This window comes from Haloarcula sp. NS06, assembly GCF_051122755.1.
In the GTDB taxonomy this organism is placed as follows: Archaea; Halobacteriota; Halobacteria; order Halobacteriales; family Haloarculaceae; genus Haloarcula.
Map to the genome: position 1 here is coordinate 753,323 of NZ_CP184844.1, position 23,209 is coordinate 776,531.

Consider the following 23,209-nt stretch of genomic DNA (forward strand, 5'->3'; position numbering starts at 1 on the left):
GGGGGCGTGTTTATGCAAACCGCCGGAAAGCCTGTTTCCACCCACGAAAACAACAGACGCAGGGCCTAGCCCTGAACGTTCCCGCACTCGGTACAGGTGAGTTCGAACCGGCCGTCAGCAATGGCGACGCTCTGGGTCGTCTCCGCGTCGCACTCCGGGCAGTGCGCTCTCGATTCCAGATCGTCCCAGTCATGAGTTGCACCGGGCGCGCCGAAGGCCCAGCCGATGACGCGCTCGTCGCCGGAGTTGTACCCCTGCTGGAACTCGCCGGGTTCGAAGCGAATCAGTTCGCCGCCCGAAACGTCGACTTCCTCGCGGTCGAGACCGACCTCGAAGGTGGTCTGTCCCTGCTCGATGTAGAACACCTCTTCCTGATCGTGGTGGCGGTGAAGGCTCCCCGAGAAGGAGTCACCGGGTTTGAGTTCGAAGTAATTCGCCGCGAAATGCTCGGTCCCGAGTTTTCGGGAGACGGGCTTGCGGATGTCATGTACCTCCATCGGATTCCGTTCAACCGGTACGTCGTCGATAGTTACTGTGTCCATAGTCAATGTTGTCTTGGGTCGGGCCCCTGTGATGTGTTTGCAATCCGGCATTAGAGGACACTGTTCCGGAGTTTATAGTTTTTCGGGACGACACAGTCGCTCTGGGAGTTCACGGGCAAAGCGGACTACGCCATCGATGCGGGACGCTGTTCGAGTATGTCAGCCATCACGTGGGCCTCGGCCTTCCGAAGGTGTTCGGCGGCAGTTCCGGGTGCACAGCCGAGTTTGTCGGCAACATCGTCGACACCGCCCTCGCGAGGGTTGCCGTAGTACCCACAGTCGACGGCGGCGGCGACAGCCTCGAACTGCCGGTCGGTGAGCGCCGCACCGGTGTTGAGTCGGCGGCTGTCGTACTCCCCCACCTCCCGCACGTCGACAGAGATACCGTCTGGCACCGTCTCGACTGCCTGCTGGACCGTCCCGCCCGGACCGACCAGCGTGAGCCCGACAGTACCATCGGTGCGGTATGCGACCGGCGAGACGATGACCAGACCGGCCCGCGTGAGAGCGTTGACGAGGTCGTGACCGGTCGCCGACGGCGAATCCTGTACGTAGAGGTAGAACGTCTCGTCGGGACACGTCGAAATGGCGTACTCCCGGACAGTATCGGCCTGTTCCAGTGCCGCTCGGTAGGGCTCCGGCGGGAAGCCGTCGACGTGAAACAGCAGCGTCTGGAGGTCGGTACCGATGTCGTTGCCCCGGAGAAGATAGCTCGCCTCGTAGCCGTCATGCTCGACAACAAACTGGTGCATCGGGTGGCGGACCTCGGGGGCCATCCACAGCGAGAGCGTGACGTACTTCATACCTGACTGTTCCAAGAGGTACTTAAAATAACCTCGGGAGTGAGGGGACAGGCCGAGGACGGCAGCCGGCGAACGGTCGACCACGGAGATGGCCCAGACAGTCCACCGAACCGACGATGTCCATCCGCTTATCGAGCCGATCGCCGACCACGTCCTCTCTACCGAACGCCACGAGAACGCCCCTGCCGTTGTCATCCGTGCCGACGAGGTCCAGACCGTCCTCTCGACGCTTCGAACTGAAGCTGGGCTGGACCACTGCGCCTGCGTGACTGCCCAGGAGTACGCCGACCGGTTCGAGACGATCTATCATCTGCGGCGCTACGACGACCCGACACAGGAACTCTCGGTCGTCGTCCCAACGCCCAGAGAGTCTCCAACCAGCGAGTCAGCCGCTCCCGTGTATCAGACGGCGGCGTGGCACGAGCGGGAGGCATACGATCTGGTCGGCATCGAGTATGAAGACCACCCCGACCTCCGACGCATTCTCCTGCCTGAGACCTGGCAGGGCCACCCGCTGAGCCGGGAATACAATCAGGACCAGCCACAGATCGTCTCCTTCCGTGAGCACGAGCGCCTGCTCGAAGACCACCGCGAGGGGCCGGAGACGATGCACCTCAACATGGGGCCACACCATCCCTCGACCCACGGCGTCCTCCACCTGAACGCCCAACTCGACGGTGAGCAGGTGGCGGCCGTCGACCCCGACATCGGCTACATCCATCGCTGTGAAGAACAGATGTGTCAGCAGGGTACCTACCGCCACCAGATCATGCCGTATCCGGATCGCTGGGACTGGGGTGGGGCCGGGCTGTTGAACGAATGGGCCTACGCCCGTGCGGCCGAGGACCTCGCCGACATCGAGGTGCCGGCGTACGCGCAGGTCATCCGGACAATGGGCGGCGAACTCTCACGAATCCTCTCGCATATGCTCGCGGTCGCAACATACGCGCTGGACGTGGTCGGGGAGTTCACCGCCACATTCCAGTGGGGGGTCCGAGACCGCGAGCTGGTTCAGGACATCCTCGAAGACATGACCGGCCAGCGGCTGATGTTCAACTACCTGCGGCTGGGCGGGGTCGCCTGGGATTTGCCCGAGCCCCGCGAGGCGTTCTTCGAGAAGATCCGTGCGTTCCTCGACGACCTGCCCCACAAGCTCACAGAGTACCACGATATGCTCACCAGCAACGAAATCCTCCAGCTCCGGACAGTTGATACGGGCCACCTCTCGGCTGAAACCGCGAAGGCCTACGGCTGTACCGGCCCGGTCGCACGGGCCTCCGGCGTCGACTATGACCTCCGCCGGGACGACCCCTACGGCTACTACGACGAACTCGACTGGTCGGTCGTCACCGAGCAGGGCGGCGATAACTTCTCGCGCCTGCTCGTGCGCCTGCGCGAAGTGGAAGAGTCCGCGAAGATAATCGGTCAATGCGTCGACCTGCTGGAGGACTGGCCCGAGGACGACCGCGAGATACAGGCGAACGTCCCCCGCACGCTTCGGCCTGACCCTGACAGCGAAATCTACCGCGCCGTCGAGGCCGCGAAGGGCGAACTCGGCATCTACATCCGCTCGGACGGAACGGAGACACCGGCGCGGTTCAAGATCCGCGGCCCCTCCTTCTCACACGTCCAGGCGCTGTCCGAGATGGCTCGCGGTGAATATGTCCCCGACCTCGTGGCGACGATCGGCAGTCTGGACACGATCATGGGAGAGGTCGACCGATAGTTCATCGCCCATCTGAGACGACCACAGCCAGTGAGTTTTGTACGCCGGGCACGTACGACCGATGATGACTGAACAAGCGACACTCGCGGGCGGCTGCTTCTGGTGTACGGAATCGGTGTTCAAGCAGATCGACGGCGTGACCGATGTGGTCTCGGGCTACGCCGGCGGCCACGTCGCCGACCCCAGCTACGAGGCGGTCTGCCGCGGGGAAACAGGCCACGCCGAGTGTATCCAGATTACGTACGACCCGGACGAGGTGAGCTACGAGGACCTCCTTGCGGTCCATTTCACGACGCATACCCCGACGACGAAAGACCGAGAAGGCAACGACGTTGGCACGCAGTACCGCTCGGCCGTGTTCTACCACGACGAGGCCCAGCGCGAAACCGTCGAAGCCCTCATCGAGGAAATAGAGCCGGGCTACGACAGCGACATCGTCACCGAAGTCGAACCGCTGGAGACGTTCTATCCCGCCGAGGAGTATCATCAGAACTACTTCGAGAAGAATCCGGACCAGAGCTACTGTCAGTTGACTATCCCGCCGAAAATCGAGAAGCTCAAAGAGAAACACGCGGAACTGCTGGCATGAGCTTCGAGTACACGACGGAAGTCGAGGTCCGGTACACTGATATCGACACGTACGGCCACGTCAACAACGCGACGTATGCGACCTACTTCGAGGAGGCCCGAATCGACTACCTGCACGACGTGGTCGACTGTGGCGAAGCGCTGCTCTCGGGCAGCGAGTCGGGTACCGGAATGGTCATCGCGAACCTCGAAGTCGATTACATCCAGCCTGTCCAGATCAGTGACTCAGTTGCCGTTGCTGTCCGGGTTCCACGTCTGGGTGAGAAGAGTTTTCCCTTCGAGTACGAGGTCCGGACCGAGGATGGTGTGGCTGCGACCGGGGAAACGACCGTCGTTACATACGACCGTGACACGGAGTCCTCGCGCCCGATTCCCGACGACTGGCGCGAGGCGATCACGACATTCGAGGGGCTGTAGCCACACCTGCTATCGAGAACCACCTATTTTGCTCCGTCCAATTTAGGAACCATCGAGCCGACCGGTGGTTTTATTTTTTATCCAGATGTTGTACTGAAAGCATATGGAATACAGTACCGACCTCGGACGGCGCGTCCTCCTTACCATCGCGGGCGTAGCACTCCTCCTCGTGGTCGGGCTCGTCTTGTCCGAGTTCCTTCCGACACTCGTGTTTACGGTCTTTCTATACTACGCCAGCCGACCGATTTATCGACGGCTCGGGCGGCTCCCGCTGCCCGATTCATTCTTGAATCGGGCCGTCCCATACCAAAAGCAGGTCCATGCGGCAGCCACGATTTTCTTCTTCCTATTGCCGTTTGTGCTTCTGGTCGGCTACACGATCGTCCTCGTTATTCCCGAGTTACAGTCGTTCTTCGGCGAGGGTGGCCTGGGCGCGGCGTACCTCTCACAGTTTCAGGAGCTTCAGGGTGACTCGCCGCCGGGACCGCTCGCCAACCTTGGTTTCTCAGAGGTGCTGGCAATGGGGCCGGCCGAGGTGGTCGACCTGTTGCGAAACGAGACAGTCCAGTCGTGGCTGGGACGTGTCTCTGATACACTCATCGGCTCGGTGAGTCTGCTCACGTCGCTACTGCTTCGCGTGTTCATCATGTTTGCTGGAACGTACTACCTGCTTACCGACGGACCACGGCTTGTCGGCTGGTTCCTCGACACCTTCGACGGGTCGGGTGTTCTTCGCAAGTACGCGGCGGCAGTCGACGAGGAACTATCCTCGATTCTCTTCGGGAACATCCTGAACGCACTAGTGACCGGCGTCATCGGGATTTTCGTGTTCTCGCTGTACAATCTGGTCGCTCCCGGCTCAGTACAGATTCCGTTTGCACCACTCGTCGGCGCACTCACCGGCATCGGCAGCCTCATTCCCGTGGTTGGGATGAAAATCGTCTACCTCCCTGTGGCTGCACTGCTTGCGGTCTCCGCGGTTGTCACAGGACAGACGGCGGCCCTGGCCTGGGTTGCCCTCTTCCTTGTGGTCACACTGGTCGTCGTCGACACTATCCCGGATTTCCTGATTCGCCCGTACGTCAGCGGCGACCTGACCCACGTCGGCCTGTTGATGTTCGCGTACATCCTTGGCCCCATCGCGTTTGGATTCTACGGCATCTTCCTGGGTCCGATCCTGCTGGTCCTTGCCGCGCAGTTCTTCCGGATTATCGTTCCCTACATCATTACGGGCTCAGTCGAAACGACGCAAACGTCACTCTCCGAATACGACTCCGCGGAGTCGTAACTGGCTACCCGTTCCCGAGTCGGGCGCTGGCGGTCCCGAAGTCGAGACAGCGACTGTCTACCGAGGAGCCAGTTCGATCGAGCCACCGTAGCTCCATCACCGAGAGGCGGTAGTGACACGTCGATGGCTCGATCTGTTGCCAGTAGATGTACCGGACGTCGGGTACTGGTTCGGCTGCGTCATATGCTGTCGGGAGATCATGAGTTTCGAGATCTGACATCGGTTCTGGGCCCGGGGTCTCGACGGGCGTGAAGATAACGCCGACGCTACCAAGGAAAGCGACGTTCACAACGAGGACCAGCGCAAGAGTGGCGCCGAGATACTGTGTCTGTTGCCGGTCGCGAAGCACCGTCGCAACCATCCCGAGGCCGACTGCGACGAACGCAAGCCCCGGAATGAGGTCGGTGTAGCCACCAGTCTCGAAATCAACGAACAGTATCAGAAACGCGAACCACGCCGCGCCAACCGGAATCCACCATTCGGTGCGTCCGACACCATCGTCATTACCAGTGAAACAGTGTCGAGCAGTGTGAACGAGGCCGAGTCCGCCGAGCAAGACGAACGGTGACGCCCACTTGAAGTGGACGACACCGGCGACGAGTCGAGTGAGCAACGACGCGTGTTCCTCCGTTTGCAATGGGACGAGAAAGACCTGAACGACCATCTCCGAGGCCGAATGCCAGAGGAGAAACACCGGCAGTAACATGACGACGGTAAAACCGAGGCCGCCGGCAACGACACGCTCAAGCTCCCGCATGTCGCGCCGCTGGACTGCGAGACCGACCACAATCAGCGGGAAGATGACCCCGGCCTGCCAGTATCCCACGCTGGCTGCCGCAGCCACACCGCTCAATGCCGGGTAGCCACGCGTGTACAGATATATCGCCAGTAACCCACAGAGTACGAGGAGATATTTGGCTTTGAACCCATACGCCGGACGGACGGCAAACCCCGGCAACAGGAACATCGAGAGACCAGCCAGCGGCGCAACGATATCATCACCAGTGACGTCGTAGACGAGTATCACAACGAGTCCGACGATTGCACACACCGCGCCGCTCATCAGCACCACACTGAGCAGGTGGAGGCGGTACATATCGCCGCCGGATAGCAATGCCAGTATCCCGGTCGTCTCGTAGGACAGTGGCAACTTCGGTTCCCAGGCGTCGACGTACAGCCGACCGCCGCGTGTCAGATACCAGCCGAGGTGCTCGAAGATACCGGCGTCGGGTGCCATCGGCGGTCGGCGAGAACTGAGAGTGATTGTCAGGACAAAGTACAGTTGTGTGCCGACGGCGAACAGCACTGGAAACGCGAGTCGTCTATCGTGGGGGTGGAGGGCAAGCGAACGAAGTAGACCCCTGAGTTGGTCTTTGTTTCGTCTGCTCACACCAGACGTTTGTGTTCAGGTGACCAAAAGTAGAGACTAATTTAGAACAGATACCGCCGCGGAGGGGAGATGCCGTTTGCATTACATGTACAGTCACCGGAGTTAGGCGCCTATTTGTAGACTGATGTGTAACTCACCGACCCTTGCAGAGACACCTAATCTGATGAGGTGGCTGCAACTATTCAGAACCCGTTTTCGTGAGTACTCGGCCGTAGTCTGAGCTACAGAGACGGTAGTACAGCAGTAATTTCCGGCATATGGTATCACTACGCAACTGTGTACACATGTGGGTTAAACTGTTCCCTACTCGGCGTGGTACTGTCTCAGGCACTGTTTCGGTGCGAACACCGAAAGCAAATCCCGTATCGGAGTATACGGTACCTAATATTGGAGTTGGTTTCTCCACCACAGACCTCCGATGGATTACGAGCGCGCTGTCTCTTGGTTTTTGACTGTACACGACAACGCTGGACTGTTCTTGAAACGCGGATCGAGACGGAGCGGCCACCCGGAACACACCGGATAGGATACACGGGTCTCGCTCGGTCCAGCGACAGTGCTGATGGTACACCGACAGCGGCGAGTACGAAATGGAATTTGGTATAGCGGTAACTAATTTATCGGGGCCATCCGCCGAACGCGTCGGCCTTTTACCAGTTGGCCCAGTAGAGAACGCTAATGGTCCAGAACGTGGCTTCAGTGATGGCGGAGCTGGAACCCGAGGACTTCCATCTGCTCTCTGGCGTCGAACAGGGGATGCGGTTCTCGGAGTACGTCGCCTGTGAGAAGTTGACCGAGTTCTCCCGGCTGACGACGGAAGATGTCGACTACCGGCTTGACCGGTGTGCGGACCGGGGACTGGTCGAGCGAAAGACCATCCAGTACGAGGGGTTCAAGCTCACTTTTGAAGGGTACGATACGCTTGCGCTGCATACTTTTGCCGAGCGCGACACTATCGAGGGAGTTGGGTCGCCGCTGGGTGTCGGCAAGGAAAGCGACGTGTACGAGGCCCAATCGTACAAACCAGTAGCGCTGAAATACCACCGCGAAGGGTACACCAATTTCCGCGAAGTGATGAAAGAGCGAGAGTACACCGCCGACCGTGACCACGTCTCCTGGCTCTACACCGCCCGGAAGGCCGCCGAGCGGGAATACGATGCCCTCGAAACGCTGTATCCAGACGTATCAGTCCCACAGCCCATAGATACGAACCGCCATGCGATTGTCATGGAGAAGATAGACGGCGTCGAACTCTCCCGAACGAAACTCGAACCGGAACAGGTACTGCCGATTCTGGATCTCGTGCTCAAGGAGATGCAGACGGCCTATCGCGAGGGGTACGTCCACGCAGACATGAGCGAGTACAACGTCTTCGTCACGAACGAGGGCGTCGTCGTCTTCGACTGGCCTCAGGCCGTCCCAACCGACCACGAAAACGCCCGGGAACTGCTAACTCGCGATGTCGAGAACATCGTGAGCTACTTCGAGCGAAAATACCCGCAGGAAATCAACAACGTAGACAGGGACGCAGTCGCCGAAGGGCTGGCGACCGACGCGTTCGGTTCTATTACCGAATTTACTGGATAACGGCATTCTAGCCGCTAATACCGTTCTCTGGCGGTCCACAGACGAATCGGAGTTGAGCCGATCGTTGCTTGAATAAACCGTATACTGCAATATCAAACCAGCCAAACCGCACTAGCCGGGTCGATTCGGGACAGCGGGACGAAGGCGAGTCTTTGCCGGTAGCAAGGACCGGCAGGACCGTCTTAAGACGATTCCCGGGACGATGCTGGACCTCGTCGAAGTTTTTTCGGGTGTAGCTTCTACCTGCACCGTCCCTTCGCCGAAGAGGCCTGTACGCGCAAGGAACCACTGCTGGTCGACCCTGACAACGGCCATCCGACCGGTCAGCCTCGATACAGACCTGCTGGGCCAGGACGACGACGCGGACGACGATACTGAGGGCCAGCAGAATGGCTAAGACAGCCGATAGCCCGATCCTACAGGTCGAAAACTTCACGAAGTATACGAGTCCGGCAGGACCATCGACGACACCCTGCTGGGCCGGAGCCAGGAAGTGAAAGCGCTAGATAGCGTCGATTTGGACTCTACCCCGGCGAGACACTGGGTGTCGTCGGCGAATCTAGCTATGGCAAGGCCACGCTCGCCCAGACGCTGCTGCGGTTCATCGAACCCACAGCCGGCTCAGTTCGCGACAAGGGGAAGACCTGACAGGTGCCTCAAACGACCGCCTGCGGCACTCCGAAAGGACACCTGCGCCGTTCGATATCGGTGACGACCACCAAATCGCCGGCCTGCTGTACGATGACGACCATCCGGATACGTCCACACGGGGCAGGAGTCTCTGACAGGATACCAGTACAGTGGTCCGCTGTGTGGCCTCTCTACTACTCGAATTCGATACCGGTAATCTCGAAGCGTGCGCCGCCGTCAGCGCTCTCTGCCACGTCGACCGACCAGCCGTGGGCCTCTGCGATGCGGTCAACGATCGCCAGCCCGAACCCGGAGCCGTCCTCGGAAGTAGAGTAGCCAGCCTCGAACAGCGTCTCGCGCTCGTCTTCCGGGACGCCGGGACCGTCATCGACCACATAAAAGCCCTCTTTCATGGCACCGATAGTGATGTTCACGCCCCCGCTCCCGTCGGTGGCGTCCACGGACTTCGTCTGGCTGCTCGCTGTGCCGTGGTCTGCGTTTGTGTGTGCCTGTGAACGCGGCTCTGCTGACTCTTGCTTCACACTGTTGTCGGACCCCGTCGGACTGCGTGTGGAGCCGTGTTCGACACTGTTCCGGAGCAGGTTCTCAAGCAGTTGCAACAGGCGCGGCCGGTCGGCGGTAATCGTTACGTCTCGTTTGTCAGTGTCGGCGAAGACGAGCGTCCCATCCGCTGCGTCCTGAGACACCATCTCCCAGGCATCCGCGACCGCGTCATGGAGCGAGACCGGTGCTGTCTCCTGGATGTCCCGGCCCTGGCGAGCCAAGAGCAACACGTCATCGATGATGCGTTCCATCCGGTCGAGTGCAGTCTCGATTCCTTCCAGATGGCTCTCATCACCGGTTGTTCGGGTGAGTTCTAGCCGCCCCTGTGCGACGCTCAGAGGGCTACGAAGGTCGTGGCTGACGACGCTAGCGAACTCCGCAAGCCGGTCGCGTTCACGCTGTAGCTCCTGCTCTTGCTTGCGGATGTCGGTAATGTCACTTGCAACGCCGAACACGGCGACCGGGTTATCCGGGTCAGACCGCTCACCCGTGTCATATATTGGAACCTTGGTCGTGAGGTATTGTTGTGCCTCGCCATCAATAACGATACGCTCCTCAACCTCTAGCGGCTGCCCAGTGTGCAGGACGGCACGGTCGTTTGCCCGCACCGCCTCGGCTGTCTCTTTGGGGTACAACTCGAAGTCGGTACGGCCAACGATTTCCGCATCAGTGCGTCCAGTCATCTCCCGATAGCCGTGGTTGACGAAGAGGTACCGCCCTTCGTCGTCTTTCATAAACATCGGGGTCGTGGTGTTTTCCAGAATCGCCTCAAGCCGCCGCTCTATGATCCGTAGGTCGCGCTCACGTTGCTTGTGCTTGGTGATGTCGTGATGGACGCCGAGCATCAGTGTACTGCCGTCGTCTTCGATGGGTTGTCCCCGAACAGAGCCCCACTGCACGTTGCCGTCAGCGTCGATCATCCGGAACTCCCCGTCGTAGATGTCGCCCGTTTCGACTGCCCGCTCTATCTTTTCACGAACTTCGGCGCGGTCCTCCGGATGGATCAGGTCGAATACGGCCGACAGCGTCCCGCCGAACTCGCCGGGTTCGAAGCCCATGAGTCGTCCGAGCGTGTCGCTCCACGCGACCTCGTCTGTCTCGTAGTCCCACTCCCAGACACCCGTTTCGCTGGCCTCGAGAGCCAACTGCAGTCGCCGCTCAGTTTCCTGTAAGTCGCGTTTCCGGTCTCGCTTGTCGGTGATATCCGTCAGCGTACAGACCACACTTTCGACAGCCCCGTCGTCGTCGAACAGCGGTGCGCTGTTCACCGAGAGTACCTTCTCCGTACCGTCCGGCCAGTGGATCGTATGCCGGGCATCGGATAGGGGCTGGCCGGTTTCGAGCACCTGCCGAAACGGAAGCTCCGAGTCCGGTATCGGGGTACCGTCGAGATCGCGTATTTGCCACTCCGGGTCGTTATACGTCCGGTCTTGTAATTCCGATTGTGACAGACCGAGAACGTCGACAGCGCGCTGGTTGGCGAAGACAAACTGGCCGTCGCGGTCGAGTTGCACAACACACGACGGGACCGTCTTGAGGATCTGTTCGAGCCGATGCCGCCGTCGCTCGGCCTCGGTCGCCGTCTGTCTCGCTTCCACTGCGTTCTGAACCCGATTGGCCAGCAATGTGTACTGGTCTGTCCCGACCTCCTTCTGCAGATAGTCGGTGACACCGGTTGAGATGGCGTCACTCGCGACCTCCTCGCTTCCTTTTCCAGTGAACAGGATGAGCGGGAGTTCAGGACACTCCTCGCGGACGGCTTCGAGGAACTCGATGCCGTTGCGCCCGGGCATATCGTAATCCGACACAATACAGTCAAACGTCGACGCTTCGAGCCGTTCTAGCGCGGCTTCCGCGTCTGACGCCGTTTCAACGCGGAGACGGTTGTTCTCGCGCTCAAGGAATGCGGCAGCCGTCTCCGCGAAGTCCGGCTCATCATCGACGTGCAACAGCCGAATCGCGTCGCGTGTGGATGTCATCGGGAGCAGTAGCTTGCTGACATATCAGAGGGCCGGCCACTTAGGGAGTTTGGCTGTGTGTCGCACACTTCGTGGAATGACTACAGACCACGGGAGCAGCCACCTACGACACACCACAGCTATCTATTTTGTAGAGTGACCGGACACAACGGAACAGCCGAACGGTAGGGCCTAGAGTAGCCTGCTGGTGCCGACGTGGCTCCGCTATCGCGCGGTGTCGGCCGATATCAAGGTCCCGCAGAGGTCGTATCCGGCTGGAACCGAGGTGCCGTTATCGTGACGATGCAGAACACGCTTTCGGTGCCGATACCGCTACCGACAAACTCGCCGCGGCCGTGGACGTGGTACGTCACCGGAGTGCCCGAGGCATCCCACGTCGATAGCGTGCCCAGTGAGGACGGCAGCCTCCGGTTTGACCGCGGTGAACGAAAGCGGTTGAGGCGACGGTGGGACCGGATGTTCCGAGTCAGTGACGATGAGTGGGAGCCTGCATCGACCGGGGAGTACACTATCGGCGCAGGGCTGAGTGTGGCCGACGCTGCCGAGCGTGGCCTGTACAGCGAGACGACGGTCAGTATCAGCGAGCGGTAGTCCCGCGAGCAGGGACCGAGTGAGCCGGGTCAGGACCCGCTCGGGGTGGGTGCGGGCGTCGGACCGGGGGTCGATTCCGGTGGTGCTTCCGTCGGGGTGGAAGCACTGTCACCAGTCCCGAATCCGACATCCGAGGTCGCGCTACCATCCGGGTCAGGCGCCTCGCCATCGAGCAGGAACGAAAGGAGATTTCCGAGGAACACCTCATTGTCGGCGTCGTATATCTCGGAACTACTGATGAACGTCGAGTCAGTGACGAACACCATGTTGTCGTTGCGGACGACTGTCGCGTATGTTCCAGTACGCCGCGTCTCCAGCGTCCGGGTACCCTCGGCAGCGGTGAACTTCGTTTCGGCGTCACCGTTCACCACCGCATAGCCGGCGGTGTCGAACGTAATCGTCTCCACACCGTCAGTCAGTTCACCGTCGTCGCTCGGTGACGCGTAGATCGCTTTGAAGTTGTTGTCGTTGGCTGCGTCGTCGACGTTGTACAGCTGTTCGGCACCCATCCGGATACCGTAACGCTTGGTGGCGTTGTTGGCTCCGAATGAGACCGTCGTTGTCGACTGGGTGAAGCCGGTCGAAAGGCGGGTCTGTGTCGGTTCGGCGAGGACGACAACACGGCCGCCGTCGTCCGTGTACTCCTGTAGCGCTTCGCGTTCCGTCGGGGAGTAGCTGCCGAGCGGCTGGACGATGAGTACACCGTCATACTGGCCCAGCGAATCGGCGAACGAATCAGTACCGGCGGTGCCGTACTCAACTGTGTGGCCCGCCTCGAACACCGCCTCTGTGATTGGTTCGAGTTCGGATTCGGTCACCTGATTGCCGTGGCTCGTGTCGACGAGTATTCGCTTGTCACTTCCCTCGGAGTCGACCGATATCTCCCCTTCTTCGGGGTCAACAGGGGCATTGACAGCGTCGGGCTGGTACTGTGACGGCGATTGCCCGTCGATAGACTGGCCATCGGGCGGCCCCGATGACCCCGGACTGGCGACTGCGAGAAGGAACGTACCGCCCAGTATCACTACAAGAACGACGATAAACACGGCGAGCGGCTTGACGATACGGCCCTCAGTCATTGCGAATCACCGTTGCGTTGTTATCTTCTGCGGGGATGCCCCAGACGGCGTAGTACTTCACCGGTTCCCGGAAGGTCGTCTCACTGTCGTCGGGATGGACGAGATACGTCACGTTGTTCGCGCCCTGAACAGTTTCAGCGCCGGCAGGGACGATGATGACGTTGAATTCGGCACCGCCACTGCCCTGATACACCACATCGTACCCGTCGCCCTCGATGTCGTCTGAGAGTGCCGCGGCCCGCTCGATAGCCAGTTCAGTGTCGCCGATCCGGTCGGCAAAGCCGTTCTGAGTCGCCTGTGCGCCGAGATACGTGCCCCCGTTGGCGACTTCCTCGCGGGAGACGGTCAGTTGCTCGCCCCGGTGACGCATGACCGTTCCGACGAACGAGCGCTGGAGCACCTCGATGTCCTCGCGGAGGCTGTCTTTGCTTATCTGGGCCTTGTCCGGTCCCGAACGGATGAACGTCTCGCCCTGCTTTTCCACCTGCTCGATAAGACTCAGCGGGGCCTGAACGATGACGCCGATGCTGCCGACGTTCGAACTCGGCTTGACCACGATCTCGTCGGCTGGTGTGATGCCGTAGTACCCACCCGAAGCGGCCGTGCCCTCGACGTAGGCGACGACAGGCATCTCACTGGCAGTCCGGTTCACAGCGAGGTAGAACTCCTCGCTTGAGTCGACCGGGCCGCCGGGGCTGTCGACCCGGAGGACGACTGCCTCGATTGATTCGTTGGTTCGTGCCTCACGGAGGTCCTGCTTGACGGCGTTGACGTTAGCGTCGGTTGTGCCGCCGCGAAGGGTGATGACGGCGACGCTCGGGTCGTCGTCACCACCGCTTGGCACGCCGTTCCAGATGACCGGCGCGAATATCGCGGCGATGACGAGGGCGAGCGTGACTGCGATCACGTATGACGCCGTCATCGCGGAGAAAAGTTGGTCTCTCCCAAACATCTATACATCGCGTTCGGACTGAGAGAGTAATAAACCCCGGTCGGCGCGCCCCGTCGCAGTCTGGCATCCAGGTTGACTGCGACGGCAGCGACTAACGTTATTGGTATCCGGAGCGTGCAGCCGGTATGGAGACCCGAGCGCTGGGCGATACTGGACAGGAGAGCACGGTGCTGACGTTCGGCTCGATCGCACTCAACTGGCTCGAACAGGACGGTGCGAACCAGCTGGTCGAACTCGTGTTGGACCACGGCGTCAACCACTTCGACGTAGCACCGACCTACGGCGACGCGGAGCTAAAGCTGGGGCCGAAGCTCCGACAGTACCGCGACGACATCTTTCTGGGCTGTAAGACCCAAAAACGAGAGTACGAGGGGGCTGCGCGGAAAATCGACCGGTCGCTGGACCGTCTCGGCATCGACACTATCGACCTCTACCAGATCCACGGCTTGGAGTATGAGGACGAACTGGACACGATCACCGCCGACGGCGGCGCACTCGACGCGATACGCGAGGCGAAGGCGGCGGGGAAGATAGACCACATCGGGCTGACGAGCCACGGCAACCCCGGGCTCATCCTCGACGCCATCGACCGCATCGACGACCTGGAGACGGTGATGTTCCCGCTGAACCCCGTCGTTGCTGGCAAGGACGATGACGAGTACGACTACGAGGCCGTGCTGGAACGCTGTGAGGCGGAGGGTATCGGCACGCTGGGTATCAAGGCGTTCGCGAAGGGGTCGTGGCCGTCGACCGACAAACTGGCCGAGGCCGACCGCCCGTACGCGAACTGGTACGAGCCGGTCGACACACCGGAGGCCATCCGCGAGCGGTTCGATTTCGCCGCCGCACAGGGCCTCGATACCGTTGTCAGCCCCGGCGACCCGAAGCTCGTGGCAATGGTGCTCGACGCCGCCGGTCGCTCCGAGGGGATGGACGAGGCGCGCCAGCGCGCACTCATCGAGGAAGCGCGGCATGATGACAGTCCGGTGCCCGAGCAACTGCACCACTGATTGTGACCGGGGACGTTCCGGAGACGGTGACAGCGGCACTCACCGACCAGCAAGTCGAGGGTCGAGTCTGTCTTGAGGCGGGGGCCGGCGTCGGTAATACGACGGCAGGACTGCTGGCCGCGGGCGCGGAGCGGGTGTACGCGGTGACGAACGACGCAGACCACGCCACGACAGTCCGGAACCGCGTCGGCGACGGAAACGCCGACCGACTAGCCGTGGTCGAGGCTGACCTCCGGGCGACGCCGCTTGCCACCGACAGCATCGACTTTGTCACCGCCCACGGACTGTGTAACGTCCTGCCGCCGATTGAACTGGACGCCGTCGCGACCGAACTGACGCGGGTTGCAAGGCCCGACAGCCGCCTCGTCGTCGACGACTACGCGGTGCCGCCCGCCGACGCGGCTGTCAATCGACTGTTCACACTGGAAAACGCCGCCGCCCAAGTGGTCGATGGCCGGCCGGCGCTAACATTCTACCCGCCCGCCGTGCTGGCCGCCGTCTTCGCCGTTGGGGGCTGGACTGTCGAACGACGGAAGACGCTGCTGAACCCGGTCCCGTGGACCGAGGCCCATCTGGATGCCCACGCGGAGGTGGTACGCGAGTACGCCGCGGCGCTTCCGGATTTGCTCGGGGAGCCCCTGACTGCGATGGCTGAAGAGTTGATCGCAGGTATCGGCTCCGAGCGAACCGGGACGATGTACAGTCTCGCGTTCCGGCTGGCAGATGTGTGAGTCGTGTGGGTGTCTCACGAGGCGAGTCCGAACAGCGCACGCAACCACACAGACAGATACAGGTTTTCCCAGCAGCCGAACGGCTAAGGACGCGCCGGCCTACGTGCCGGTATGTCACTCGATAGATTGGCAGCGTTCGACGCCGAACCGGCAGCGGGCGAAGTTATCGACGGAGAACTGGCAGTAACCGACGACGTGCTGGTGAAGGCATTCGCGCTGGGGCCGGATGCGACAGTTGACCCCCACGAGCACGACGGCGCGACAAACGTGTTCCACGTGGTCCAGGGCGAAGTGACGGTCCAGCAGGACGACACCGAGGAAACCATCGCCGCGCCGGGCGTCGTCCTGAACGAGCGCGGGCAGGCCCACGGCGCGCACAACCACACCGACGAGGTGGCTGTTCTGACTGCGAGTCTCTGTCCGCTGCCGGGACAGTAGGCGTGTGACCGTCGACGGGACGGTGCCGGCCAACCGTTTCCGCACCACGTTTATTGGTATCGCACAGCACGCATCTGATATGGCAGAACCACTGCCGACCAACGGGCTCCGCAGTACAGTCGACAGCGGTGGCGTCGCGCTTGGTGTCCTCGACAACGCCTACAGCCCGACGCTGGTCGAGTTTTACGGCGACCTCGGCGTCGACTTCGTTTGGCTCGACTTCGAGCACGGGGGGCCGGACCCGTGGGACGCGGCGACCGTCGAGAATCTCCTACGGGCGGCTGACGGCACCGGGACGGAGCTACTGGTCCGCCTGCCAGACACGTCCCCAACGTTAGTGCGGAAGGCGCTGGATCTGGGTGTCAAGAACGTCTTCCTGCCGCGGGTCGAAACTGCCGACGAGGTGCGCGAAGCGGTCAAGTCGGGGCGGTTCCGGTACGACGGCGACCCCGGCGACCGAGGGCTCGCCGCGCCCCGAGCGCGCCGCTGGGGGCTCGGCGAAAACTACGTCGAAGCCTCGGACACGGAGACACTGGTCGGGACTACAATCGAGACGAAGGAAGCGGTCGAGAACATCGATGCGATTCTGGACGTACCCGACCTCGGCTTCGTATTCATTGGGCCGTTCGACCTGTCGGTGTCGCTGGGCCACCCCGGCGAAATCGACCATCCCGAGGTACAGGACGCGGTGGAGACGGTCCGCTCGGTGGCGGTGGAAGCAGACGTCACCGTCGGCGGCCTCGGCTTCGGGATGGACGACGTGAACGAGAAAGCCGAGTCGGGATACCAGATACTGAACGTCGGAAGTACGACTGGCGCGATAGAGAGCGTCGTTCGCGGGTGGCTAGAAGATTTCGAGGGTCAGCGGGGCTAAACGAAAAGCAGGTTCGTGACGGTTCAGGCGCTCGCGCCGGATTCGGTACCGCTCGTCGCGTCGACGGCGCTGTCGTCGAGTTCCGACTCGGCTTCCAGCAGTTCGCGGTAGCGCTCGCGGATGGTCACGGTGCTGATGTCAGTAGCCTCGCTGACGGTCTCTTGGGTCATCTCTTCGCCGAGTAGCAGGCCGGCGGCGTAGATAGCCGCGGCGGCGAGGCCGACTGGGCTTTTGCCGCTGTGGACGTTTGCTTCCTTCCCCGCTTCGATGAGGGCGCGGGCCTGGCGTTCGAGATCGTCGTCTGCGTCAAGCTTGGAGACGAACTTACTGAGGTAGGTTGCGGGGTCCGGCGGGCCGACCTGCAGGGAGAGTTCGCGGTTGAGATAGCGGTACGCGCGGGTGAACTCCATCTCGTCGACACGGCTGACGACGGCCATGTCGTCGAGGGTCTGGGGAAGGTTCGCCTGCCTGACGGCGGCGTACAGCGCGGCGGTCGCCATCCCTTCGATGGAGCGGCCGGGTAGCATCCCCTCGTCGAGCGCGCGGCGGTAGATAACGCTGGCTGTCTCACGGGCGCTTTCAGGGACACCGAGGGCACTCCCCATCCGGTCGATCTCGCCAAGGGCCTGCTTGAGGTTGCGCTCGGCGTGGTCGCGGGTGCGGAATCGCTCGTCCCAGGTGCGCAGGCGCTGCATCTTCTCGCGCTGGCGCGTCGACAGGGAGTTGCCGTAGGCGTCCTTGTTCTGCCAGCCAATGTTGGTCGAGAGGCCCTTGTCGTGTTTCATCTCGGTCGTCGGCGCGCCGACCCGTCGCTTGTTGTCGCGCTCTTGGCTGTCGAAAGCGCGCCACTCCGGCCCGTGGTCGATTTCGTCCTCATCGACGACGAGACCGCACGACTCGCAGACGGTTTCGCCGCGACTATCGTCGGTAATGAGGCTCCCGCCACAGTCCGGGCAGGCGTGGCCAGTGCTCGCCTCGGACTCGGCCTGTTCGTCCGCACTTTCATCGCGTTCGTCGGGGGAATAGATGCTGCGTGTCGTCATAGTGTGCCTCTGCGAGCGCGTGGGACGCCCGCGGTCGTACCCAATTGTAGGGGTGCATCCCCCATCACGCCTCGTTTGGCATATGCCGAACTCCCGAGAACTAGTAGATATGTGTCACGTTCGGCGTACAACGACGGATGACTCCCCTCCTGCGGTCACCCCGTTCTGAACTGCGACGCGGCAGTATACAAGCAGTGCAGTTCGGTCCGGTCTGGTTCCAGAGCGACTACACGCCCGAGCGACCGATACGGAGGCGTCCACCCTCGGCGACATCTTCGTCGGCCTGGACTGGCCCCATCGACCGCGTGACGAACGACCGGACGATCCACGCCTCGGCACGCTGGAGGCGGTACTGGAGCGTCGACCGCGACACGTCGAGCGTCTCTGCAAGGTCAGTGAGTGAAGTGTCCCGTGGCGTCCGATAGTAGCCGTGTTCGACGGCGGCCTCGACAGCGGCCTGTTGCTCCGGCGGTAGCTCCGCCAGCGTCACGGCCTCGTCGACCCAGTACGACGGCGAACTGAGCTGCCGGAACTCGACAGTGAGCCCCTCCCGGAGTTCGGATTTCATCTCATCGAACAGGCCGTCGACCCCGGCGTCGCTACAGAGGAGGAGCCGCCACTCACACCGACTCCCACGGCGCTCAGTCTCGACGAGAACGCCACGGCCGACGTGGTCGATAGCCAGTCGTGGAATCGAGTGACAGTCGCCGGCTTCCGACCGGTAGCTGTACACCGTCCGAGCGCCTGGGTCCGAGCCGATGACCTCGTACGTCCAGTCCGTCTTGCAGTTACGGGTCCCGATACACTCGGTGCACTGGACGGGATCGTCGTACACGTCATCCAGTTGTTCAAGGGCAGTCTCCGGGCCGGCGACGCGTTCGAGCCGCCACATCCCGTCTCGTGTGACGTTGCACGCGATCGTCCGGGAGTGTGTCTCCGGGTAGTCGATGAACACGTCCATGACGGGGTCGACGTTCCGCTCGTAGTCGATAGTGAAGATGAACTCTCGCATATACACCCCGTTGCGTGTCGAGTGGCTTATACGCATTGTCTCGTTCGGCGTATGCCAAACCAGCCGTCATTATCCAAGGGCGCTTTCGAAAGGATATGTCGTGTTCTGTCTCTCCATCTACTGGCGACGCGTCCGGCAGTGCGGCCACTGGCGACACACCGGATGACTCGTCGTCGCGCATTCGCGGATATGAACTACCGACGCACAACTGGCGACACACCGTCGTCTACGGGGTGGTGTTCTGGGCAGTCGTGGCCGCTGCGTGGCTCGCTGTTCCGGCTGGCCACCCGTTCCAGCTGGGCGTCACGCTGTCCGGACTGTTCGCGGCCCCGCTGTTACCGGTCGCGCTCTGGTGTGATTACTGCCAGGCCAGAGGGTTCGGCACCTGTGACCCCGGCGTCCGGGCGTACCTCTCGAACCTCGTTCGGGATATCAAGACGGCAGGGACCGGCCAGAGCGCTCTCGGCGACCAGCGTCGGGAGTTCCTCAGATGCTGAGTTGAGGTAACGCCACTCGCCGACAGCCGTTTCGACGGTGTTAGCGGGCAAACCCGGCCGTATATTTATAGCCAGTCCGTCTCCGGATCGATACGGTTCGGTGGCGTCTCGTCGGCCAGTACGGCCCTGACGTTCGCCGCAACGGCGGCGTTCAGGTCGTCGCGGGCCTCCTCGGAGTACCACGCCGCATGCGGTGTGACAATACAGTTGTCTAGGCCGACCAGCGGGTGGTCAGCCGTCGGCGGTTCCTCGGCCAGTACGTCGAGACCGGCGGCCCCAATCGTTCCGTCCTCCAGCGCCGTCCGGAGCGCCGCTTCGTCAATGAGGCCGCCACGGCCGGTGTTGACCAGAATCGCCTGCTCACGCATCGCCGCGAGGGCATCGGCGTCTATCATCTCCGCCGTCTCCCCGGTCAGCGGCGCGTGGAGGGAGACGTAGTCGGCCCGATCGTACAGCGTCTCTAGCGTGACCTTCTCGACATCGGCGTCGGCCATCTCCTCGGCGTCGACGTAGGGATCGTACGCAATCACATCGAGGTCAAAGCCCCGCATCTGGTCGCGCACTCGCCGTGCGATGGGGCCGAAGGAGACGAGACCCAGCGTCTGGCCGCGGACGCGATGTACCGGGCGGGTCCGCTCCCAGCCCCAGCCACCGTCGCGAACGTCGCGGTCGTAGGCCGTGAGCGTCCGAATACAGTCGAGCAGTAGCGTCACCGTGTGGGTAGCGACCTCGTCGGTACAGTACTCAGGGACGTTCGTGACGGTCACGCCGTTGTCTGCCGCCGCGGACACGTCGATGTTGTCGATACCGACGCCCGCTCTCGCGACGATTTTGAGGTCGTCCAGCGCGTCGAGTACCGCGGCAGTGACCGGCGTGTTCACGTCCACGACGAGGCCCAATGCCCCGGCGGCAGCATTCCGAATCGCGTCCTCGTCGTCTGTCTCCGCGACGACGACATCAGCGTCGAGTTCCGCTCGCAGTCGATCGACATCTATCATCGGGTCATCGCTTGCGACCACACGTTCCATACACTGAGTCATGGACTGGGACGCTAAAACGGGTCGAAGTCGTTCCCATCGAATAGGAATTCGAGGTCCATGATAGATAGAATATAACAGGTGAATGTGTTGTTCGTTCGAGCCACGCGTGTCGAGCGCTGTGATTTAAGCCGCTCGACCGCCAATCCAGCGGTATGCAAATCGAGCTGCGGTTTTTCGCCAACTTCCGGGAAGCCGTCGGACAGAAAACGGTTCACCGCGAGTACGAAACGGACCTGCAGGCGGGCGACGTGCTCCAACAGCTCTCCGAAGAGTTCACCGAGATGGACCTATTTGAGGACGGGGAACTGCGAGAGTACCTGACGATTCTTCGGAACGGAAGGGACATCGCCCATCTTGACGGACTTGAGACCGCACTGGAAGATGGGGACGAACTCAGCGTGTTCCCGCCAGTTGCTGGGGGGTGATTCTTGTGACAGTCAGTTGCCCGAATCAGCAACAGAAGATGAACGGGTACAGCAACCCGATGCGGTCGCCGGCTTCCAGTTCCGTGTCCAGTCCGTCAAGATGTTCGTTGAACTCGCCGTTGACCGCCACTCGCGCGTAGCACCTGGTCTGTTCACCTTCGGGGTTTTTCGCCCAGTCACCCGGCAGTTCCGCCATCTCCGGGGCCCAGCCCTCGGTGGTGGCATCGTCTTCGGTTTCCGCGATGAGCATATCGCTCACGTCGTACTCTTGGAAGAACGCATCAAGGAAGTCACGCAGCGTGTCTCCTTCGAACGTGTATGACAGCGACGGTTCGCCGACGACCCGGCGAACGTGGCCGGTGCACCTGACCTCGACAGTCGTCAGGTCCGGTGCCGACGACTGTCGCTCTACTGTCTCACTGCTCATGCGTGCACTACACCCCGCTACCACAAATCAGTAGAGACGAACATGTTCGCCATCGCTGGGGTTTATTGGCCGCGAACCATGTGTGGCGGTATGGACAGTATCGAACTGGGGATTCCGTCCGGGATTGTCGAGTCGCTGCCGCCGGACAGCGAGGACACGAAACGCGACATGGAACAGGCTGTGGGTGGCTGGGAGCGAGAACTCAACGCCGCCCTCAATTCCGAGGAGCCGGCCAGTGCCGTCGTTGACCACATCGAGCAGTTCGAGAGTCGGTGGGAGGCCTACGATGAGTACGTCGTCGAACTCCGGGCCTGGGGCCAGTCACCCATCTACGCGATGGCCTGGCGCGACCTCCACGCCGCCGTCATCGCTCAGATTTACGACCACGCAGACCTAGACGAGCGCATCAACCGCGAGCGCAACGCCCGCATCGTCGACGACGGTATTCGGCCGGGGTAGACCGTCATGTCCGGCAGAGAGACACCTCGGGATAGCGCGGGTGTGGCGAACGGACGCCGGACCGGCGATAGGTTTAGACGACCGCACCCGTAACGACCACACAATGGAGCGTGAACGGAGTTTTCGCGGCATCTCGGTTCGAGCCGCTATCGGGTATCTGGAGAACCTCGGCGGCGAGCAACGCGACGAGGCGACTGTCAAAGGCGACGGGTGGGCGGCGACACTTTCAGAGGAGAAAGTCGCCATCGGCCCGAGTCTCCAGCTCAACGAGGTGACTATCGAGTTCAACGGCGACCCCGAGACGCTGGAGCCGCTTATCGAGAAGTTCGCACAGAAGGCGATGCGAGCGGGCGGCTGACCGGGACGCGATGGCTGATTCATCGTACCCAATTGAGGGACAGATCGTCCTGTTGGCCGGCACGCGAGCCAGCGTCCCGCTCGACAAATTGCCCGACCTACTCGGACAGGTTCAGACGTATCTCCAGGAGAACCGGGAGACCTACCACAGAGAATACGAACGCATCAGCGGCCCCAGAGAGGCCGATTACGTCTGTGCGGAGTCGGGCCACTGGCACAGTATCGGCACAGAGCTCGGACTGAGCGACCGCGAACAGGACGCGGTTCGGCGGGCCCACGCCGCCCAGTTCGAGCGCGACGGGCGGCGGCTGGACAGAAGCGAGGAGTTCGAGACGACGCTGGAAATCAGGGCCGTGCTGGCGATCAGCTCCGACCCATAAGACGTGCTGGCGGTCAGTTCCGCACTGTAATCGTCTCCAGCACGCGCTGGGAGAACGCCGTCTCCGAGAGGTCGCCGTTTTCAAGCTCGTCGATCCACTCGCTGTCGACCGACCACTCGCCGAGTTCGGTATCCTCGAGGTCCGTTACCGTCGCCTGGATGTCGACCCCAGACCAGTCATCGGCGTGCAGGTCCCGGAAGACGTTGACGACGCGGCCGATCTCTCGGTGGGGAATGACAGCCGCCTCGTCGGCCGAAATCGACTCGTACGTGAGCCGGTACGTATCGCCCTCGTCGGCGAAGTCGGTAACGTACACGCCGTGGCTGGTCAGTCGAGACTCTACCTGGAATTCGAAGTCGTCGATATCTTCCTTGCGCATT

General features: G+C 61.8%; 27 protein-coding genes and 1 pseudogene. 17 read left to right on the top strand and 11 right to left on the bottom strand.

Going from position 1 to position 23,209, the window contains the following annotated elements:
• Positions 1–65 precede the first annotated feature (65 nt).
• Entirely contained in the window at positions 66–542 is a 477-nt protein-coding gene (locus ACODNH_RS07500; protein ID WP_306708870.1) for a cupin domain-containing protein, read from the bottom strand.
• Positions 543–667: 125 nt separating this feature from the next.
• Complete coding sequence (locus tag ACODNH_RS07505) at positions 668–1,345, bottom strand: helix-turn-helix domain-containing protein (protein WP_306708872.1); 678 nt, start codon at positions 1,343–1,345, stop codon at positions 668–670.
• 88 nt (positions 1,346–1,433) lie between these two features.
• On the opposite strand from ACODNH_RS07505, the gene ACODNH_RS07510 reads away from it, so the two are divergent.
• From ACODNH_RS07510 to ACODNH_RS07525, 4 genes are all read left to right on the top strand, one after another.
• The gene (locus ACODNH_RS07510; RefSeq protein ID WP_434531210.1) at positions 1,434–3,071 is read left to right on the top strand and encodes an NADH-quinone oxidoreductase subunit D; all 1,638 of its coding nucleotides are present in this window, start codon (positions 1,434–1,436) and stop codon (positions 3,069–3,071) included.
• Positions 3,072–3,135: 64 nt separating this feature from the next.
• Positions 3,136–3,660: a peptide-methionine (S)-S-oxide reductase MsrA gene (gene msrA / locus ACODNH_RS07515; protein ID WP_306708876.1), complete on the top strand. Its 525-nt coding sequence runs from the start codon at positions 3,136–3,138 to the stop codon at positions 3,658–3,660.
• Positions 3,657–4,076 (top strand): acyl-CoA thioesterase, encoded by a 420-nt coding sequence (locus tag ACODNH_RS07520; protein WP_434531211.1) that lies wholly within the window; start codon positions 3,657–3,659, stop codon positions 4,074–4,076. The genes msrA and ACODNH_RS07520 overlap by 4 nt, the downstream gene beginning before the upstream one ends.
• A 103-nt stretch (positions 4,077–4,179) precedes the next feature.
• A complete protein-coding gene (locus ACODNH_RS07525; RefSeq protein WP_306708880.1) occupies positions 4,180–5,364 on the top strand; it encodes an AI-2E family transporter in 1,185 nt (394 codons plus the stop codon).
• Positions 5,365–5,368: 4 nt separating this feature from the next.
• Here ACODNH_RS07525 and ACODNH_RS07530 read toward each other — a convergent pair whose 3' ends face one another.
• Positions 5,369–6,601 (bottom strand): DolP-mannose mannosyltransferase, encoded by a 1,233-nt coding sequence (locus ACODNH_RS07530; RefSeq protein ID WP_434531435.1) that lies wholly within the window; start codon positions 6,599–6,601, stop codon positions 5,369–5,371.
• 831 nt (positions 6,602–7,432) lie between these two features.
• On the opposite strand from ACODNH_RS07530, the gene ACODNH_RS07535 reads away from it, so the two are divergent.
• The 3 genes and pseudogenes from ACODNH_RS07535 (at position 7,433) to ACODNH_RS07545 (ending at position 8,989) form a co-directional block, all read left to right on the top strand.
• Positions 7,433–8,341, top strand: coding sequence for a serine/threonine-protein kinase RIO2 (locus ACODNH_RS07535; RefSeq protein WP_434531212.1), 909 nt, complete (start codon positions 7,433–7,435; stop codon positions 8,339–8,341).
• Positions 8,342–8,507: 166 nt separating this feature from the next.
• Positions 8,508–8,665 (top strand): annotated as a pseudogene (locus ACODNH_RS07540) (ABC transporter ATP-binding protein); the annotation flags it as partial.
• Between the two features lie 216 nt (positions 8,666–8,881).
• On the top strand, positions 8,882–8,989 hold the full coding sequence (locus ACODNH_RS07545) for a hypothetical protein (protein WP_434531436.1): 108 nt from the start codon (positions 8,882–8,884) through the stop codon (positions 8,987–8,989).
• A 176-nt stretch (positions 8,990–9,165) separates the two neighbouring features.
• Here ACODNH_RS07545 and ACODNH_RS07550 read toward each other — a convergent pair whose 3' ends face one another.
• Complete coding sequence (locus ACODNH_RS07550) at positions 9,166–11,514, bottom strand: PAS domain S-box protein (RefSeq protein WP_434531213.1); 2,349 nt, start codon at positions 11,512–11,514, stop codon at positions 9,166–9,168.
• 276 nt (positions 11,515–11,790) lie between these two features.
• Between ACODNH_RS07550 and ACODNH_RS07555 the strand changes: the two genes are divergently transcribed.
• Positions 11,791–12,105: a hypothetical protein gene (locus tag ACODNH_RS07555; protein WP_434531214.1), complete on the top strand. Its 315-nt coding sequence runs from the start codon at positions 11,791–11,793 to the stop codon at positions 12,103–12,105.
• Between the two features lie 29 nt (positions 12,106–12,134).
• Here the strand turns inward: ACODNH_RS07555 and ACODNH_RS07560 are convergent, their stop codons facing one another.
• Positions 12,135–13,184 (bottom strand): DUF4350 domain-containing protein, encoded by a 1,050-nt coding sequence (locus ACODNH_RS07560; RefSeq protein WP_434531215.1) that lies wholly within the window; start codon positions 13,182–13,184, stop codon positions 12,135–12,137.
• The gene (locus tag ACODNH_RS07565) at positions 13,177–14,136 is read right to left on the bottom strand and encodes a S49 family peptidase (RefSeq protein WP_306708890.1); all 960 of its coding nucleotides are present in this window, start codon (positions 14,134–14,136) and stop codon (positions 13,177–13,179) included. The genes ACODNH_RS07560 and ACODNH_RS07565 overlap by 8 nt, the downstream gene beginning before the upstream one ends.
• 125 nt (positions 14,137–14,261) lie before the next feature.
• Between ACODNH_RS07565 and ACODNH_RS07570 the strand changes: the two genes are divergently transcribed.
• The 4 genes from ACODNH_RS07570 (at position 14,262) to ACODNH_RS07585 (ending at position 17,189) form a co-directional block, all read left to right on the top strand.
• Positions 14,262–15,146, top strand: a complete 885-nt coding sequence (locus ACODNH_RS07570; protein ID WP_306708892.1) for an aldo/keto reductase — start codon at positions 14,262–14,264, stop codon at positions 15,144–15,146.
• Positions 15,146–15,877: a class I SAM-dependent methyltransferase gene (locus ACODNH_RS07575; protein ID WP_373567965.1), complete on the top strand. Its 732-nt coding sequence runs from the start codon at positions 15,146–15,148 to the stop codon at positions 15,875–15,877. The genes ACODNH_RS07570 and ACODNH_RS07575 overlap by 1 nt, the downstream gene beginning before the upstream one ends.
• 111 nt (positions 15,878–15,988) lie before the next feature.
• Positions 15,989–16,315 (top strand): cupin domain-containing protein, encoded by a 327-nt coding sequence (locus ACODNH_RS07580; RefSeq protein WP_306708894.1) that lies wholly within the window; start codon positions 15,989–15,991, stop codon positions 16,313–16,315.
• Between the two features lie 79 nt (positions 16,316–16,394).
• Positions 16,395–17,189, top strand: coding sequence for an HpcH/HpaI aldolase family protein (locus ACODNH_RS07585; protein WP_306708896.1), 795 nt, complete (start codon positions 16,395–16,397; stop codon positions 17,187–17,189).
• Positions 17,190–17,212: 23 nt separating this feature from the next.
• Here ACODNH_RS07585 and ACODNH_RS07590 read toward each other — a convergent pair whose 3' ends face one another.
• Together ACODNH_RS07590 and ACODNH_RS07595 are read right to left on the bottom strand one after the other, a co-directional pair.
• Complete coding sequence (locus tag ACODNH_RS07590) at positions 17,213–18,232, bottom strand: transcription initiation factor IIB (protein ID WP_434531216.1); 1,020 nt, start codon at positions 18,230–18,232, stop codon at positions 17,213–17,215.
• A 226-nt stretch (positions 18,233–18,458) separates the two neighbouring features.
• Positions 18,459–19,244 carry a helix-turn-helix domain-containing protein gene (locus ACODNH_RS07595; protein WP_306708900.1) on the bottom strand — a complete coding sequence of 262 codons (786 nt, stop codon included), beginning with the start codon at positions 19,242–19,244 and terminating at the stop codon, positions 18,459–18,461.
• Between the two features lie 95 nt (positions 19,245–19,339).
• On the opposite strand from ACODNH_RS07595, the gene ACODNH_RS07600 reads away from it, so the two are divergent.
• On the top strand, positions 19,340–19,741 hold the full coding sequence (locus tag ACODNH_RS07600) for a hypothetical protein (RefSeq protein ID WP_306708902.1): 402 nt from the start codon (positions 19,340–19,342) through the stop codon (positions 19,739–19,741).
• A gap of 65 nt (positions 19,742–19,806) precedes the next feature.
• Here the strand turns inward: ACODNH_RS07600 and ACODNH_RS07605 are convergent, their stop codons facing one another.
• Positions 19,807–20,769 (bottom strand): C-terminal binding protein, encoded by a 963-nt coding sequence (locus tag ACODNH_RS07605; RefSeq protein WP_306708904.1) that lies wholly within the window; start codon positions 20,767–20,769, stop codon positions 19,807–19,809.
• Between the two features lie 164 nt (positions 20,770–20,933).
• Here ACODNH_RS07605 and ACODNH_RS07610 point away from each other — a divergent pair, with 164 nt between their 5' ends.
• A complete protein-coding gene (locus ACODNH_RS07610) occupies positions 20,934–21,206 on the top strand; it encodes a ubiquitin-like small modifier protein 1 (RefSeq protein WP_306708906.1) in 273 nt (90 codons plus the stop codon).
• 25 nt (positions 21,207–21,231) lie between these two features.
• On the opposite strand, the gene ACODNH_RS07615 is transcribed toward ACODNH_RS07610, so the two are convergent.
• Entirely contained in the window at positions 21,232–21,633 is a 402-nt protein-coding gene (locus ACODNH_RS07615) for a MoaD/ThiS family protein (protein WP_306708909.1), read from the bottom strand.
• A gap of 90 nt (positions 21,634–21,723) precedes the next feature.
• Between ACODNH_RS07615 and ACODNH_RS07620 the strand changes: the two genes are divergently transcribed.
• From ACODNH_RS07620 to ACODNH_RS07630, 3 genes are all read left to right on the top strand, one after another.
• Complete coding sequence (locus ACODNH_RS07620; RefSeq protein ID WP_306708911.1) at positions 21,724–22,092, top strand: hypothetical protein; 369 nt, start codon at positions 21,724–21,726, stop codon at positions 22,090–22,092.
• A 103-nt stretch (positions 22,093–22,195) separates the two neighbouring features.
• Positions 22,196–22,450: a hypothetical protein gene (locus ACODNH_RS07625; protein WP_306708913.1), complete on the top strand. Its 255-nt coding sequence runs from the start codon at positions 22,196–22,198 to the stop codon at positions 22,448–22,450.
• A 10-nt stretch (positions 22,451–22,460) separates the two neighbouring features.
• Positions 22,461–22,829, top strand: coding sequence for a hypothetical protein (locus ACODNH_RS07630; RefSeq protein WP_434531217.1), 369 nt, complete (start codon positions 22,461–22,463; stop codon positions 22,827–22,829).
• A 13-nt stretch (positions 22,830–22,842) separates the two neighbouring features.
• Here the strand turns inward: ACODNH_RS07630 and ACODNH_RS07635 are convergent, their stop codons facing one another.
• Positions 22,843–23,208: a hypothetical protein gene (locus ACODNH_RS07635; RefSeq protein ID WP_434531218.1), complete on the bottom strand. Its 366-nt coding sequence runs from the start codon at positions 23,206–23,208 to the stop codon at positions 22,843–22,845.
• Between the last annotated feature and the right edge of the window lies 1 nt (position 23,209).

Coding starts and splice junctions, on each gene's coding strand:
- ACODNH_RS07520 (WP_434531211.1), top strand. CDS start 3,657: ATGAGCTTCGAGTACACGACGGAAGTCGAGGTCCGGTACACTGATATC.
- ACODNH_RS07580 (WP_306708894.1), top strand. CDS start 15,989: ATGTCACTCGATAGATTGGCAGCGTTCGACGCCGAACCGGCAGCGGGC.
- ACODNH_RS07505 (WP_306708872.1), bottom strand. CDS start 1,345: ATGAAGTACGTCACGCTCTCGCTGTGGATGGCCCCCGAGGTCCGCCAC.
- ACODNH_RS07590 (WP_434531216.1), bottom strand. CDS start 18,232: ATGACGACACGCAGCATCTATTCCCCCGACGAACGCGATGAAAGTGCG.
- ACODNH_RS07550 (WP_434531213.1), bottom strand. CDS start 11,514: ATGACATCCACACGCGACGCGATTCGGCTGTTGCACGTCGATGATGAG.
- ACODNH_RS07605 (WP_306708904.1), bottom strand. CDS start 20,769: ATGGAACGTGTGGTCGCAAGCGATGACCCGATGATAGATGTCGATCGA.
- ACODNH_RS07585 (WP_306708896.1), top strand. CDS start 16,395: ATGGCAGAACCACTGCCGACCAACGGGCTCCGCAGTACAGTCGACAGC.
- ACODNH_RS07635 (WP_434531218.1), bottom strand. CDS start 23,208: ATGCGCAAGGAAGATATCGACGACTTCGAATTCCAGGTAGAGTCTCGA.
- ACODNH_RS07620 (WP_306708911.1), top strand. CDS start 21,724: ATGGACAGTATCGAACTGGGGATTCCGTCCGGGATTGTCGAGTCGCTG.
- ACODNH_RS07600 (WP_306708902.1), top strand. CDS start 19,340: ATGTCGTGTTCTGTCTCTCCATCTACTGGCGACGCGTCCGGCAGTGCG.
- ACODNH_RS07625 (WP_306708913.1), top strand. CDS start 22,196: ATGGAGCGTGAACGGAGTTTTCGCGGCATCTCGGTTCGAGCCGCTATC.
- ACODNH_RS07595 (WP_306708900.1), bottom strand. CDS start 19,244: ATGCGAGAGTTCATCTTCACTATCGACTACGAGCGGAACGTCGACCCC.
- ACODNH_RS07530 (WP_434531435.1), bottom strand. CDS start 6,601: ATGGCACCCGACGCCGGTATCTTCGAGCACCTCGGCTGGTATCTGACA.
- ACODNH_RS07510 (WP_434531210.1), top strand. CDS start 1,434: ATGGCCCAGACAGTCCACCGAACCGACGATGTCCATCCGCTTATCGAG.
- ACODNH_RS07500 (WP_306708870.1), bottom strand. CDS start 542: ATGGACACAGTAACTATCGACGACGTACCGGTTGAACGGAATCCGATG.
- msrA (WP_306708876.1), top strand. CDS start 3,136: ATGACTGAACAAGCGACACTCGCGGGCGGCTGCTTCTGGTGTACGGAA.
- ACODNH_RS07560 (WP_434531215.1), bottom strand. CDS start 13,184: ATGACTGAGGGCCGTATCGTCAAGCCGCTCGCCGTGTTTATCGTCGTT.
- ACODNH_RS07570 (WP_306708892.1), top strand. CDS start 14,262: ATGGAGACCCGAGCGCTGGGCGATACTGGACAGGAGAGCACGGTGCTG.
- ACODNH_RS07525 (WP_306708880.1), top strand. CDS start 4,180: ATGGAATACAGTACCGACCTCGGACGGCGCGTCCTCCTTACCATCGCG.
- ACODNH_RS07615 (WP_306708909.1), bottom strand. CDS start 21,633: ATGAGCAGTGAGACAGTAGAGCGACAGTCGTCGGCACCGGACCTGACG.
- ACODNH_RS07565 (WP_306708890.1), bottom strand. CDS start 14,136: ATGTTTGGGAGAGACCAACTTTTCTCCGCGATGACGGCGTCATACGTG.
- ACODNH_RS07630 (WP_434531217.1), top strand. CDS start 22,461: ATGGCTGATTCATCGTACCCAATTGAGGGACAGATCGTCCTGTTGGCC.
- ACODNH_RS07535 (WP_434531212.1), top strand. CDS start 7,433: ATGGTCCAGAACGTGGCTTCAGTGATGGCGGAGCTGGAACCCGAGGAC.
- ACODNH_RS07610 (WP_306708906.1), top strand. CDS start 20,934: ATGCAAATCGAGCTGCGGTTTTTCGCCAACTTCCGGGAAGCCGTCGGA.